This is a genomic window from Candidatus Azobacteroides pseudotrichonymphae genomovar. CFP2, from assembly GCF_000010645.1.
Classification (GTDB): domain Bacteria; phylum Bacteroidota; class Bacteroidia; order Bacteroidales; family Azobacteroidaceae; genus Azobacteroides; species Azobacteroides pseudotrichonymphae.
In genome coordinates this window covers 322,889-337,479 of sequence record NC_011565.1, presented here as the reverse complement: position 1 = coordinate 337,479, position 14,591 = coordinate 322,889, and the positions used below count along the sequence as shown (strand labels likewise).

Here is a 14,591-nt window from a genome sequence, read left to right as displayed (position 1 = left end):
TTATATATATTTTTTCATTCAAAAAAGTTTTCTCTATCCTCATATTTATATGTAGATATTTCACAATTTTCGTCCTTACTTATTCCCGTAGTAGAACCGTAAAGGGCTTTTATTTCTCTTGCTAATCGTATTGGCAAAAGATGAATAGGGATATTTTCAGGACAAACTCTTCCACATTGTCCACATTCAACACAGCGTCCTGCAAGATGCATTGCTCGCATAATGTGCCACTCTGTATTACCAATTTTATTGGCGAATACTGGAATCCACTGTGGTTGATTTATTTCTACTACACATTGAGAACAATAGCAAAGTGGGCATGCTTGACGACAGGCATAGCATCGAATGCAATTCTTCATTTCATTTTGCCAGAAAATCCAACGTTCTAATGGATTCATCGCATTTAGTTTATCCAATAAGATTTCATCTGATTCATTTAACTGGAAAGTTCGATCAGATAAATAGTTTTCTATAGCTTCAAGGGTATGAACTTCAAGAAATTGTTCTTTATCGGAAACTGCAATTGCAATTAGGTCACCTTCTTTGATTTGTTTTTCAGCAGCTAACCGAATAATTCCTCTTAAAGTATGAACATTAGATACAATAGCCTGTTGTCCTTTTTGAGACACCTCTTTTTTGTAAAGAAAAACAGCTAAATTCTGGACGCAGCGCTCATCAAAGATTAATTTTCTACATTCTTCTTCATTTCTGGCAAAAAAAGGGCGAATTCTTCCTTTACTTCCTTCTGTGTAGCCAATGATTATTTGTACTTTCCCTGTTGCGAGTAATTTAGTAGCAATTTTATTTATTTTATCCATAAAATGTATTTTCCCAAGTTTCGTTAGCGATTTTTTTGTATAGTTTATAGGGACCTAATCCTTTAATTTTATTGGTTGTTTGATTAACAATTTCCGCCCATTTAGCACCTTCAGCAGCAGAAACCCATGAAAAAGTGATTCGATGAATATCAATTCCCATAAAGTCAAGAAGTGTCCGAAAAATTATCCAACGGCGACGTGCATGCAAATTACCTGATGTGTAATGGCAATCATTTGGATGACATCCAGAAATAATAATTCCGTCAGCTCCGTTAGAAAAAGCCTTTAATAGAAACATAAAGTCAATTCGCCCTGTACAAGGGAAACGGATTATTTTTACATTTGAGGGATATTTAATTCGGCTTGTCCCCGTAAGATCTGCACCAGCATAAGTACACCAATTGCAAACAAAAGCTACTATTTCGGGTTCAAAATTGCTGTTTTTCATATTTTTATTGTTTATATAAAGTATACGCATGTAATTATGCCATACGATTTCTTCGATTACTTTGTGATTACACTTAGATTTATTCGTTTTTGTTTTGATAGTTTTTTCTGTCGAAGACAATTTTTTTCAAAAAAACTTTACACAAAAAATATTCATCAACTAAATATTTACATTTATTGTATCATCTGTACTGTATAATCCAATTATCATAAGACTATAATATCGAACTTCTTTTTAGATGATGGCTGTCAATATTCATTCAATAAAGCCAATACTTCTTCGTAAATTTGCTTGTTAGAATATCCTTCTAAATCAATAGATTTAGATTTACAAAATGCTACGCATGTACCACATCCTTGACAAAGTCCAGGATTGATGTGAACAACAGTTTTTATGACTTGCCCATTATGGTTTTTTATTCTTTCTTTATCTATTGCTTGATAGGGACATATTTTTATACAAAGTTCACAGCCCATACAAGTTGAATACAAAGGGGGAGGTACTCGATTAATTTTAGCTACTATCGGTTCACGTATCAGTTCATTATTGAAAAATAAACACAATACTTTAGCTGCGGCTGCAGAAGCAGCTGCTACCGATTCAGGAATGTCTTTGGGTGCCTGACAGGACCCTGCAAGAAAAATTCCAGCAGTGTTGGTTTCCACAGGCTTCAATTTAGGATGTGCTTCTGCGAAGAATTTATATGAATCGTAGGAAATGTGAAGTTTTTGAGCCAAAGCTTCAGAATCATTGCATGATATAACTGCGGTAGCCAGTACTACCATATCCACTTCTATTTCGACAGGTTTACCATTTAATAAGGTATCTGCACCTTTGACGATCAATTTTTCGTTTTTTTCGTAAATACTAGAGACGCGCCCACGAATATATTTAGCTTCTTCTTTTTCTATAACTCGTCTGGTAAATTCATCATAATTTTTCCCTGCCGCACGAATATCCATATAAAATATATAGGACATCCCTTCATGTACTTTATGTTTATATAACATTGCATGCTTAGCTGTATACATACAGCATATTTTAGAGCAATAAGGTATTCCTTTTGCAGGATCTCTCGAACCAGCACAAGTAACGAAAACTATTTTCTTTGGAATTTTACCATCTGATGGACGACGAATCTCACCTTTAGTCGGGCCTGATGCAGAAGCTAATCGTTCGAACTGCATCCCATCAATGATATCTTTATATTTTCCATATCCATATTCAGGGAAAAAGTCGGTCTTTTTTATTTCAAAACCTGTTGCAATTACGATTGCACCTGCTTTTATTTCAATTATTTCATCTTTTTGCTCAAAATCAATTGCTCCAGTAGGACAAAACTTCTGACAAACTTTACATCTCCCTGTTTGGAAAAATCTACAATCGTTACGGTCTATAATTGGCTTATTAGGAACAGCTTGTGGAAAAGGGATGTAAATAGCTGTTCTATAGCTTAAACCTTGTTCGAATTTACTAGGATTTTTTTTACTTGGGCATTTAATACAACAAATTCCACATCCCGTGCAAATTTTCTCATTTACACTTTTGGCTTTTTTGCGTATTTTTACATTAAAGTTTCCGATGAAACCGTCGATGTTTTCTATTTCGGAATAGGTATAAAGTGCAATATTTGAATGTTGAGCAACCTCCACCATACGGGGAGTAAGAATACATTGTGAGCAGTCTAATGTTGGAAATGTTTCTGAAAGTTGTGCCATGTGTCCCCCTATAGAGGGTTCTCGTTCAACTAAAACAACTTGATATCCTCCATTAGCAATATCTAATGATGCTTGTATGCCAGCAATCCCACCGCCAATGACAATTGCTGTTTTGTTTACTGGGATTTTAATGGGCTGTAAAGGATGATTACTTTTTACTTTTTCTACTAGTCCCCGTATTAAATGGAATGATTTTTGTGTGGTGTTTTCCTCTTGTTCATGTACCCATGAACAATGTTCACGAATATTTGCTATTTCACAGAGGTAAGGGTTTAATCCTGCTTCAAAACAGGCTTTACGAAAAGTTGACTCATGCATCCTTGGAGAACAAGCAGAGACAACTATACCCGTAAGATTATGTTTTTTGATTGCCTCTTTGATTTTGTTTTGTCCAGGATCAGAACACATATATTTATAGTCGATGCTGAAGACTACACTCGGTAATTGAGCAGCTAATGTTGCCACTTTCTCACAGTCTACTGTAGAAGCAATGTTTTCACCACAATGACACACAAACACTCCAATTTTTGACATAGATTTTTATCTTAAAACATTTAATTACAGATGATATTATTCTCACCTTTTTGTTAATTATTCCTTTTTGTTTTTATTTAAAATTTCTACAATAGCTTTGTAGCTAATTACTTATAATAGTTCCTGATAATAATTATCAATTTTGGAGGAGTCTGCTCAACTGGGTTGAGTTTGCAGGTAAACGTATGCATACTTTTATTTGTTATTAAAGTTTTTGACAGATTTTTTGGCTATCTGGAACTCCTTTTTTTACCATTATAAATTGGACGAATGATAAAAATGTATGGGAATTCCACTGATTACTTCAACTGTTGTAAAACTTCTTTAAATAATTTTCAACTTGAGACATTTCCGTATTTATTAGGATAACCGAACAGGTGATCTAAAATTAGAATTGCACAATGTATGATTTTTTGCATTGTCATAAAATAGATTAAACAAACGTTGGTTCTACAAAAAATTTACTTAACCCCAAATCTTTTTTCTTTATTCCGATTGCTAATCCAATTGCTTGCGTAATATAGATTACTGGAATATTTGTTTTTGTGTGTAAAAAAGCATCAATATGCGAACGACGTATATCTAAATTGGATTGACACATTGGGCAGGCAGTGATAATTGCTTGAGCCTTTCTATCTATTGCATCTTTTATGATTTTTCCACATAGTTTGGCAACGATATCAGTACGGGAAACAGAGAATCCTGCTCCACAGCATTCCGTCTTGTATCCCCAATTAAGAGAAGCTGCCCCTATTCTTCTCATCAGATTATCCATTGATTGGGGATCTTCCAAACGGTCGAATTTTAAAATACCATGTGGACGGATCAGTAAGCATCCATAGTAACAGACTACAGGATATTGAAAAGAGTTGACAATTTTTTCTTCTATTTTCTCAGCGATATACTTTTCAATAAATTGTATTATGTTTAGTATTTTAATATTACTGTTGATAGGCATTTGGAGCATTTGAGATAGTTGACCTCTTAAGGTTTTATTAGTTTTGAGTTCGTATTGTGTAGTAATCAAACGATTACAACAAGCTGCACAGGGAACTAAAATTTCTGTCAATCCTTGTTTTTCTGCTAAAGCTAATATTCTTGCAGGTAAAGCCGCAGCAAGTTTATAGTTGAGATTATGGGCGGCAGTTGCTCCACAACAATTCCATTCTTCAATTTCTACTAATTGAAAATTAAATATTTTTGCCAAAGCAAGTGTAGATTGAGCATATTCGGAGGAAGTTCCTTTCAGAGAACAGCCTGGATAAAATCCTATCTGCATCATTTTTTAGTTTCTTTGAAAATGGTTGATAATTGTTTCTTTTTCTTTACCATTTCAGGTAACAGAGGTAACTTTCCCTTTATTAACATACGAAAAGCGATATCTAAATCTTGTAAGAGGTTGAGTGTCTTTATTTTATATCTCATAATCAAACCTATTTCATTAAGACGTCCCGTATGTTTGATAGAATCCAAAAACGAACAGTGGAAAGGGATAATATTTCGTTTTGCTTTTTTATTTTGCAACCCTTTTTTTAGAGAATGCTGTCGTAAATAATCCATTATTTTTGGAATATTGATTTCCATCGGGCAACGAGAAACACACATTTCACATGAGGTACATAACCATATCGATTGGGACCCGAGAATTTGTTCATCTGTGTCTTTTTCTTCTGTTTGAAGCATGCGCATTATCACGTTAGGGGTGAAATCCATATTTTCGGACATAGGACAACCAGCCGAACATTTGCCACACTGATAGCATCGGACAATACTTATTCCTGTGTAGCGGAGGATATCAGTACTTAATATTTTTTTATAGTTCATTATATAGCTAAATACTAAATATTATTTTATACTATTCCAAAGAGTTGAATTAATAAATAAACTATACTGGCCAGCAAAGCACTTGTTGGTATAGTAAGTATCCATGCCCAAAGTAAATTTATTGTAACATTCCACCGTACAGCTGATAACCTTTTTACTGTACCTACACCCATAATTGCTCCTGTTATTGTATGAGTGGTACTTACAGGAATTTTTAGTATTTCGGTAATAAACAAAGTTAAAGCACCAGCTGTCTCGGCACATACTCCTTCTAATGCTGTTACTTTAGTAATTTTTGTCCCCATTGTTTTTACAATACGCCAGCCTCCCATCATAGTTCCGAGTCCGATAGAAATAAAACAAGCTAAAGGTACCCAATCAGGTACGGATTGAACAGAGTTTATTTGTTTAATGGCAATCATAGCTGTAGCAATAATTCCAATTATTTTTTGAGAGTCGTTTAATCCATGTCCTAAGCTAAATAATCCTGAAGAAAGTAATTGTAATTTTTTAAATATATTTTTTGTTTTTTTTGTATTTGTTTTTTGGGAGATCCATAATACTCCAACCGTAATAACAAAGGATATTATCATTCCTATCAAAGGAGCTAATACAATGAAAGATATAATTTTAATAATTACACCGGCATGTATAGATTGAAATCCTGCTCCACAAATAGATGCCCCCGTAAAACCTCCAATCAATGTATGAGATGACGATGATGGGATCCCCAATATCCATGTAAGTAAATTCCAAATAATTGCAGCAATTAAACCGGATAAAATAATGGGTAGTGTAACAAATTCTTCTAATACCGATTTGGCTACAGTTTGAGCAATACCAAATCCTCCTATTATGTATTTAGCAACAAAGAATGCAATAAAATTGAATGAAGCAGCCCATAGCACAGCTTGAAATGGAGTTAAGACACGTGTGGATACAATCGTGGCGATTGAATTCGCAGCATCATGAAAACCATTGACGAAGTCAAAAACAAGCGACAAAATTATGATAATAACAAATAAAGTCATTTAGGAAAGAGAATATTTACAAATCATGATTTTCATAATTCCTTTATGTATGTTAAAAAAGGAGATTCATTCAAGTATACTTAATAAAAATATTTTTTATAACCTTGCCTACATCATTGATTTTGTTAGTAGATTTTTCTAGTTCCTGAATGATTTCTTTTAGTTTCATTATTTCAAATGTCCGTATTTTACTGTGGAATAGATCTACAATTCCTTTTTCATATACCATGTCTGCTTCTTTTTCCATTGCTTTAATTGCTTTGTAACTTTTGCGAATTAATTGTCCATCTGTTTTTAGACTAGACAATTTACCTATGGCAGCTTTAATTTCGGATGTTTCTTTTTTTATAATTTTTGCCAAAAGCAAAGTGGAATTTGGCAATTGTTCTGGAACGTACATCAATACTTTATGTGCTGAACGATTTATTGTATCAATTGCATTGTCCATTTCATCAGCGAGAGTACTGATATCTTCTCTATCGAAAGGTACGATAAAAGTTTCATTTAAAGTCTTGAAAATTTGGTGAGTCACTCGGTCACCCTTCAATTCTTCTCCTTTGATTAATTTGCAAATTTTATTTCTTTCTCCGATTTTATCTTTGTCCATAGGAGAAAATAATTTAATTAAAAGGTCTCCTGCTTGATCCAAAATTATAGCTGTTTCGTTTAACAAGAAGAAAAATTTTGTATTTTTTGGAGTAAAAACACTAAAAATATTGTTGATTTTCATCTATATGTCTATGTATAATAATTTTGATTAGAATGATTTTACAAAACACTGATTCTGAAATCTAAAATCCGAAATATTTTTTTGCATTGTAATAAGAGATATTTTCAACCAATTGACCGAGAAATGACAATTCAGAGACAGGTAATAGTCCTTGTTCCACATCATTTCCTACCAAGTTGCAAAGTATTCGTCGGAAGTATTCGTGGCGAGTATAAGAGAGAAAACTGCGTGAATCCGTCAACATTCCTACAAAGTGACTCAAAAGCCCAAGTACAGACAAAGAATTCATTTGTGCTTCCATTCCCATCTTTTGGTCTAAGAACCACCATCCTGCTCCAAACTGTATTTTCCCAGCTATTGAGCCATCTTGAAAATTGCCAACCATTGTTGCAATCATTTCATTGTCATTAGGATTGAGATTATATAAGATCGTCCGTGTTAGCTTGTTTTGTTTATCTAAACAGTTTAAAAATTTAGACATGGATCTCGCTGTATTCCAATCTCCTATGGAATCATAGCCACTATCAGCCCCTATCTGCATAAACATCTTGGTATTATTGTTACGAAGTGCCCCATAATGAAACTGCTGTGCCCAATTTTTTTCCCAGTCCATTTTTGCTAGTTCTATGAGCATACAAGATTTGAATCTTACTATCTCGTCATTATTCAATTTATTACCTTTGTCATATACTTTGTTGAAAATTGTGTTGATACTAGATAAAGTATAATCCTCAGCGTAGAACATTTCTAATCCATGATCAGATAATTTGCATCCTACGGAATCGAAAAAATCATGACGCACTTTTAATGCTTCTAACAAATGCTCGAAACAATTGATTGCAATCCCTGAAACAGTAGATAATTTTTCTACATACTTGCGGTAGTCAGATGGATTTTCTACTTCCATAGTTTTATCCGGTCGCCATGTAGGCAAAACCTTAATTTTAAATCCTTCATTTTTTAACTTGATATGATGCTCTAACGAATCTATTGGGTCGTCAGTAGTACAAATTACTTCTACGTTGTAGCGTTCCATCAAATTGCGAGTGCTAAACGCTGGAGTTCGAAGTAGATCTGTACAATGTTCATAGATCTCTAAAGCACTTTTAGGGTTCAAGAGCTTATTAATTCCAAATACTGTTTTTAACTCCAAGTGTGTCCAATGATAAAGTGGATTTCGCATAGTATAAGGGACTGTTTCAGCCCATTTTTCAAACTTTTCAAAGTCAGAAGTACTTTCTCCTGTAATGTAACGCTCATCTATTCCATTTGTACGCATAGCTCGCCATTTATAATGGTCTCCTTCTAGCCAAATTTGACCTAAATTGTCAAATTGTCGGTCATCAGCTATCATTTCAGGTGAAAGATGACAATGGTAATCTATTATGGGAAGAGATTTAGCATTTTCGTGATAAAGTTGGCGAGCTATTTCTGTTTGGAGAATGAAATTGTCATCCATAAATGTTTTCATGGCATTTTGTCTCTTTAATGTTAAAGGATTATTTTTCTTTTTCAAAAGTACAGAGATCTTTAGTAAAAACTAAAAGTCGATCTTAAAAAGATTTGAACCCCATCAATTGCTTTACTTCTTTTAGTGTTTTTCTAGCAGTTTCTTTGGCTTTTTCTGCTCCTTCTTGAGTTACTTTACGTAGATAAGTATCATCATTACGAATATCATTAACACGTTGACGGATGGGAATAGTTAATTTGATAATATCTTCTGCTAATTGTTTTTTTAAGTTACTATACCATTTGGTAGCTCCTACTATCCAAAGATTTTCGTAGTAAGAGACCACCTCAGGTGTTGAGACTGCTCTTAAAAGAGTAAAAAGATTTTCTATATAATCAGGCTTAGGTGTGTTTTCTCCTACTGGACCGTTATCAGTTAAAGCACTTCTTACTTTCTTTTCAATTATTTGGGGGTTATCAACTAAATAGATACAATTACTTTCAGATTTTCCCATTTTTCCACTTCCATTCAATCCTGGGATTTCGATTAGTTCTTTGTCAAAAATATATGCTGTAGGTTGATTAAAATAGTTTACATTGTATCTATGATTGAAACGACTAGCATAATTACGAGTAAGCTCCAAATGTTGCTCTTGGTCTTTTCCTACTGGAACGTAATTTGCGTTAAAGATTAAGATATCGGCCGCCATTAAAACAGGGTAAGTGAATAAGCCAGCATTAATATTTTCAGGATTCTTCCTAATCTTATCTTTAAATGATACAGTTTTCTTCAATTCTGCAATAGGAGCAAGCATATTAAGCAGAAGGTATAATTGTACGATTTCGGGAATATCACTTTGCATATAAATAGCTGCTTTTTCAGGATCTATTCCACAAGCAAGATATTCAGAGAGAATATTTCTTACATTTGTGTGTAACATTTTAGGATCGGGATGAGTAGTCAATGAATGCAGATCAGCAATAAAAAAATAACATTCATTTCTTTCTTGCATTTTAAGAAAATTGGTTATTGCACCATAATAATTCCCCAAATGCAAATTGCCCGTTGGACGAACACCACTTACTACTATTGACATAATTTATCAATCTAGATCTTTTTTTGTTGTCGATTTTGATTTATCCTAATCAGATGCGTGCATATATAATTTTAGAGAAATGATTTTTGAGCTTTTTTAACTATTTCTAAAAAGTCTTTTCTTAAGTTCGGGGGACTACTTTTTTTTCAGCATGTGGCTAAAAATATAATAACTATACGTTTCTAACTCAGGACGGAATAGTCCCCAAAGACGACCCCAGACCAACATTTTAGTAAAAAAAATAGTGTCAACTATTAGCAATAACTTTTCTCCTTGAATTGATTTACAGAGAAATCCTTGATTTTTTGTAAAACTTTGAGTCGAACATGGTTCTCATGGCATTTAGTTTATTGTCTTATCGTTTGTATATTCATTTCCATAGGTATTAAGGACAACCTTTATAAGGTTTGAACATCTCACAGAATCTTTGTTTATGTACTGATGACAAAATGTAACTTTTACCCATATATCTTATAAAGATACTATTGTTTTGAATTTCTTCAACCACAATTTTGTCGCCTTTGACATATGGTTTATAAAGGCAGCAATCTTTATTTTCAATAGAATACCATCTCAAATATCCTTTTCTTATACATTTATAAGAATTAGGAATAGGGAATGGTATTTTCGTTTGATACATTAGTTTTATTTATTTAAACTTCCTCGAAAACTTTCTCGTCCTTATTCAAATCGAATAAAATCATTGCGGTGAATCTTGGATGTTCTCGCTGTATAGGAAGCTATACAGAAAACTATACAGCGAGAACATCCAATTGGCGATATGCATTCGTAATTTTCTCTAACCTTTTCTACCCGTGGATTAATGTGCAGGATGCAACTGCTTGAAAAACTCTTACATGCTCTTGATAACATGTAGGAGTAATGTTGTTTCCCTTCTCTAATAATGTTCGTATTTCTTGATACTACTCCCATGTAAAAATTCCCCAACGAAAAACTCTTACAACTGGCAGTTATCTACATCATTTACTATTTCAGATAGTAACTTTGCACTATCTCCTATTCCTTCTTAGTCAAGTGGGTAAATATTTGCGTGGTGAAGTATTTTATACAAAATGTTCGTGAATGAACCCCTTTTCATAAGATATTTAACTAAATATTAGGTCAATTAATATTTTTTTGAAATTTTGAAAAATTATTGACTTAATAGGTTGTCAATGTAATCTCTTCATAATCTATTTTGGTTTATATTGAAAGAGAAACTTTCTGTAACACTCTAAATTATAATAATATAAGTTTGAATTATTCAGAGATCGAATTAAGATAATGTAATCGATTTTATTTTAATCATAAGATTTCATTTTTTTTTAACCTTATATACATCCAAAATTCAGTGATGAATCTGATAAGGAAATCCACCTATCAAAAATTTGTGATGTACAAAATGTATTATACCTTTAGTCCCGAAACCATAAATAGTGGTGGGATCTATAATTGCGAATTTTGAATTTACAGAAATATTTAAAATAATAATCATATAAATAATAATCATATAGAGAAATTGAATTCAGAAGAGTAAAAAAAAAATTAAGTATGTAGGATTTTATGAATTTTGATTTCAAAAGTGATAGTTCAATATGAGAAATTCATGGAGAAAAGGAGTTATTGTCCAAAATAGTGTCAAAAAGATGAAGCAATTGTTATTGAAAATAATTTGTGTGTTTATCGTTATAGGGGGAACAGGGTGTTTGTCAAAGAAAAAAAATGATGTGGATAAAAAAACTGTGAAAATAGGGATATTACATTCTCTTAGTGGTACTATGGCTATTTCTGAGGTTTCTTTACGTGATGTGCTCATGATGGGAATTGATGAGATCAATGCTTCGGGTGGTGTTTTAGGAAAAACTATTGTTCCAAAAATTGTGGATCCTGCTTCTGATTGGGATTTGTTTGCCGAAAAGTCAAGGGAACTGTTAAGTAAGGATAAAGTAGTGGCTGTTTTTGGCTGTTGGACCTCTGTATCCCGCAAATCAGTATTGCCAATTTTTGAGGAGTACAATGGATTGCTTTTTTATCCTGTACAGTATGAAGGTCAAGAATGTTCACCTAATGTTATTTACACAGGGGGAACTCCGAATCAGCAACTTATCCCTGCTGCCGAGTATTTAATGAGTGAAGCAGGAGGAGGTTACAGAAAATTCTATTTGTTGGGAACAGATTATATATTTCCGCGTACAGCTAATAGAATTCTTAAGAACTTCCTGTTGGCGAAGGGAGTTCCTGTTGAAAATATTATTGAGGAATACACTCCTTTTCACCACCAAGATTATCAAACTATTGTTTCAAAAATTAAGCGATTTAGTTTAGCTGGTAAAACTGTTGTATTAAGTACGATTAATGGAGACAGCAATGTTCCTTTTTACAAAGAGTTTGCTAATCAGGGACTAAGTGCATCTGTTTGTCCTATTATGGCATTTTCTGTTGCTGAAGACGAGTTACGAGCAATGGATAGTGAATTTCTTACCGGACATTTAGCAGCGTGGAATTATTATCAATCCATCAATAGTGAGGAGAATATTAAATTTGTACAGAATTTCAAAAACTATTGTTTTCGACATAATCTGTCTGGGGGAAGAAATCGGGTGACAGATGATCCTATTTGTTGGTCATATACAAGTTTGGAGTTATGGAAAAAAGCGGTAGAAAAAGCGGGTTCTTTTGATGTAGAAGCTGTTAAAAACGCTCTCTCTAATCTGGAGATATTATCTCCTGCAGGTTTGGTTAGAATGCACAAGTGTAATCATCATTTAGCGAAAAAAGTTTTAATAGCGAAAATACTACCTGATGGACAATTTAAGGTTATTTGGGAAACAGAGGAATTAATAAGTCCCGAGCCTTTTTGTGAATTTGCTAAGTAGTCCTTGTGTAATAATTGGTGTCATAATGAGGTCTAACATTGTAAATGAGGGTGTAGATTCGCTTTTTTCTAAAATATCATAAAATATCACAGGATGATTAATATCATACAGGATGTATTTAGTGGGTTGAGCTTAGGTAGTGTTCTTATATTGGAAGCGTTAGGGTTGTCTGTTATATATGGATTGGCAGGTATCATCAATATGAGTCATGGAGAGTTTGTTATGATAGGGTCTTATACTACTTATTGTATCCAGCAGTTATTTATTGCTTTTCTACCTCCTGAATGGGAGGGCATTGCTTTTTTTGTTTCATTGCCTATATCTTTTTTATCATCAGCTCTTGCTGGTTTAGTCATTGAAAGGCTAATTATACGGTACCTATATAGTCGTCCCCTAGAAAGTTTGCTTGCTACGTGGGGAATAAGTTTAATACTTATACAGATAGCAAGAAATATTTTCGGAGACCTGATCTCTATAAAAACTCCTGCAATTTTATCTGGAGGCTTTGAAATTATTAAGGGACTTATACTCCCCTATAATCGCCTATTTATTATACTAGTAAGTATTGTTGTGTTTATTCTTATGTATATTCTTTTTCAAAAGACAAGATTAGGCATTCAAATTCGTTCAGTTACACAAAATCGTAACATTAGTGCTTGTGTGGGTATATCTACACAAAGGATAGATATGATTACTTTTATGTTGGGTTCAGGTTTGGCCGGTATTGCGGGATGTGCCGTTACCCTAATAGGTAATATTGTTCCCAATATGGGACAAACTTATATTGTAGATTCATTTTTGGTAGTGGTAACTGGAGGAGTAGGTAAATTGTTAGGTTGTATAGTATCAGGACTTGGCATTGGTATTTTTTCTAAAGTATTTGAAATTGGATTTGAAGCAGTTTATGGAAAAGTATTTATATTGGTATTGATTATCATATATTTGCAATATAAACCTGAAGGATTTTTTTCTGACAAAAGTAGAATAGATGATGATTAACAATCGGTTATGAAAGATAAGTTGTATTATATATTGTTCTTGCTTGTTTTTCTTATCCTAATGCCTATAGCGAATGTATTAGAATTGATCGAAATTAATACATTGACTCTTTGGGGGCGTTATTGTTGTTTTGCCATTGCATCTATTGGCATAGACCTTATATGGGGATATACAGGTATTATGACGATGTGTCATGCTTTTTTCTTTTGTCTTGGAGCTTATGGAATGGGGATGTATATGACAGTAATTAATTTGCCTCATGGGCAATTAGTGCCTGATTTTATGTCATGGAATCAGGTAAATGTACTACCTGCTTTTTGGTTTCCTTTTCAGACATTTTTAGGAGCATTGTTTTGTGGACTTTTGGTTACAAGTATCTTTGCTTTTTTGTTTAGTTATTTTATTTTTCGTCGTCGGATAAAGGGGGTATTTTTTGCTATTATTACCCAAGCTCTTGCCTTAGCAATGCATTTATTTTTTTCTCGCAATGAAACTATGCTAGGAGGTTCCAACGGGTTAACTCATTTTCGTTATATACTTGATTTTGATCTATATTCTGATAGTGTGAAAAGAGGACTTTATATAATTACAGTATTAGTACTTGCGTTGATATTTCTCTTATCTAAAAAAATAGTTATTTCTAAATTTGGTAAAATTCTTGTTGGTATACGTGATAGTGAGTCACGATTAAGATTTATAGGCTACAAAGTAGTACAATATCAAACTACTGTTTTTGTTATGGGAGCGATTATGGCGGCTATTGCGGGCATGCTTTATCTTCCTCAAACAGGAATTATTACCCCTGGTCGTATGGACGTGAAAGCTTCTATAGAAATGTTAATATGGGTAGCTTTTGGTGGAAGAGGTAGCTTGAAGGGAGCTGTTGTAGGGGCTTTAGCAGTTAATTGTATCTATAGCTTTTTTACTTCGTTGATGCCAGAAATGTGGCCTTATATACTTGGCGTATTGTATTTAATTACAGTTCTTTACATGAAAAATGGAATTGTAGGGTTAATGGATAAAATAAGCACTTATATACGAAAGGAAATATCAATTTTAAAATAAAC

General features: G+C 33.3%; 12 protein-coding genes. 3 read left to right on the top strand and 9 right to left on the bottom strand.

Translation table 11 applies throughout. The features are described from left to right. Window positions 1–14 precede the first annotated feature (14 nt). The 9 genes from CFPG_RS01410 to trpS all read right to left on the bottom strand — a co-directional run bounded on the left by CFPG_RS01410 (window position 15) and on the right by trpS (window position 9,649). Complete coding sequence (locus tag CFPG_RS01410; protein WP_012573266.1) at window positions 15–818, bottom strand: 4Fe-4S dicluster domain-containing protein; 804 nt, start codon at window positions 816–818, stop codon at window positions 15–17. Next, on the bottom strand, window positions 811–1,266 hold the full coding sequence (locus CFPG_RS01405; RefSeq protein ID WP_041572501.1) for a hydrogenase iron-sulfur subunit: 456 nt from the start codon (window positions 1,264–1,266) through the stop codon (window positions 811–813). The genes CFPG_RS01410 and CFPG_RS01405 overlap by 8 nt, the downstream gene beginning before the upstream one ends. Before the next feature lie 248 nt (window positions 1,267–1,514). After that, window positions 1,515–3,518, bottom strand: coding sequence for a CoB--CoM heterodisulfide reductase iron-sulfur subunit A family protein (locus CFPG_RS01400; protein ID WP_012573264.1), 2,004 nt, complete (start codon window positions 3,516–3,518; stop codon window positions 1,515–1,517). A gap of 433 nt (window positions 3,519–3,951) precedes the next feature. Further along, entirely contained in the window at window positions 3,952–4,800 is an 849-nt protein-coding gene (locus tag CFPG_RS01395) for a CoB--CoM heterodisulfide reductase iron-sulfur subunit B family protein (RefSeq protein ID WP_265348035.1), read from the bottom strand. Continuing rightward, window positions 4,797–5,342, bottom strand: a complete 546-nt coding sequence (locus CFPG_RS01390; protein ID WP_012573262.1) for a 4Fe-4S dicluster domain-containing protein — start codon at window positions 5,340–5,342, stop codon at window positions 4,797–4,799. The genes CFPG_RS01395 and CFPG_RS01390 overlap by 4 nt, the downstream gene beginning before the upstream one ends. 26 nt (window positions 5,343–5,368) lie before the next feature. Continuing rightward, entirely contained in the window at window positions 5,369–6,373 is a 1,005-nt protein-coding gene (locus tag CFPG_RS01385; protein WP_012573261.1) for an inorganic phosphate transporter, read from the bottom strand. A gap of 70 nt (window positions 6,374–6,443) precedes the next feature. After that, the gene (locus tag CFPG_RS01380; protein ID WP_012573260.1) at window positions 6,444–7,103 is read right to left on the bottom strand and encodes a DUF47 domain-containing protein; all 660 of its coding nucleotides are present in this window, start codon (window positions 7,101–7,103) and stop codon (window positions 6,444–6,446) included. 61 nt (window positions 7,104–7,164) lie between these two features. Continuing rightward, window positions 7,165–8,574, bottom strand: coding sequence for a glucuronate isomerase (uxaC, locus tag CFPG_RS01375; protein ID WP_012573259.1), 1,410 nt, complete (start codon window positions 8,572–8,574; stop codon window positions 7,165–7,167). Window positions 8,575–8,656: 82 nt separating this feature from the next. Then, window positions 8,657–9,649, bottom strand: coding sequence for a tryptophan--tRNA ligase (gene trpS / locus CFPG_RS01370; protein ID WP_012573258.1), 993 nt, complete (start codon window positions 9,647–9,649; stop codon window positions 8,657–8,659). Between the two features lie 1,595 nt (window positions 9,650–11,244). On the opposite strand from trpS, the gene urtA reads away from it, so the two are divergent. From urtA to urtC, 3 genes are all read left to right on the top strand, one after another. Then, the gene (gene urtA / locus CFPG_RS01360) at window positions 11,245–12,525 is read left to right on the top strand and encodes an urea ABC transporter substrate-binding protein (RefSeq protein ID WP_012573257.1); all 1,281 of its coding nucleotides are present in this window, start codon (window positions 11,245–11,247) and stop codon (window positions 12,523–12,525) included. Between the two features lie 93 nt (window positions 12,526–12,618). After that, window positions 12,619–13,524, top strand: coding sequence for an urea ABC transporter permease subunit UrtB (gene urtB, locus CFPG_RS01355; protein ID WP_012573256.1), 906 nt, complete (start codon window positions 12,619–12,621; stop codon window positions 13,522–13,524). A 9-nt stretch (window positions 13,525–13,533) separates the two neighbouring features. Further along, entirely contained in the window at window positions 13,534–14,589 is a 1,056-nt protein-coding gene (urtC, locus tag CFPG_RS01350; protein WP_012573255.1) for an urea ABC transporter permease subunit UrtC, read from the top strand. Window positions 14,590–14,591: the final 2 nt, after the last annotated feature.

Bases quoted from the DNA above. Each gene is read 5' to 3' on its own strand.
- CFPG_RS01385 (WP_012573261.1), bottom strand. From the start codon at position 6,373: ATGACTTTATTTGTTATTATCATAATTTTGTCGCTTGTTTTTGACTTC.
- CFPG_RS01405 (WP_041572501.1), bottom strand. From the start codon at position 1,266: ATGAAAAACAGCAATTTTGAACCCGAAATAGTAGCTTTTGTTTGCAAT.
- trpS (WP_012573258.1), bottom strand. From the start codon at position 9,649: ATGTCAATAGTAGTAAGTGGTGTTCGTCCAACGGGCAATTTGCATTTG.
- urtC (WP_012573255.1), top strand. From the start codon at position 13,534: ATGAAAGATAAGTTGTATTATATATTGTTCTTGCTTGTTTTTCTTATC.
- CFPG_RS01380 (WP_012573260.1), bottom strand. From the start codon at position 7,103: ATGAAAATCAACAATATTTTTAGTGTTTTTACTCCAAAAAATACAAAA.
- CFPG_RS01400 (WP_012573264.1), bottom strand. From the start codon at position 3,518: ATGTCAAAAATTGGAGTGTTTGTGTGTCATTGTGGTGAAAACATTGCT.
- CFPG_RS01395 (WP_265348035.1), bottom strand. From the start codon at position 4,800: ATGATGCAGATAGGATTTTATCCAGGCTGTTCTCTGAAAGGAACTTCC.
- CFPG_RS01390 (WP_012573262.1), bottom strand. From the start codon at position 5,342: ATGAACTATAAAAAAATATTAAGTACTGATATCCTCCGCTACACAGGA.
- uxaC (WP_012573259.1), bottom strand. From the start codon at position 8,574: ATGAAAACATTTATGGATGACAATTTCATTCTCCAAACAGAAATAGCT.
- CFPG_RS01410 (WP_012573266.1), bottom strand. From the start codon at position 818: ATGGATAAAATAAATAAAATTGCTACTAAATTACTCGCAACAGGGAAA.
- urtB (WP_012573256.1), top strand. From the start codon at position 12,619: ATGATTAATATCATACAGGATGTATTTAGTGGGTTGAGCTTAGGTAGT.
- urtA (WP_012573257.1), top strand. From the start codon at position 11,245: ATGAGAAATTCATGGAGAAAAGGAGTTATTGTCCAAAATAGTGTCAAA.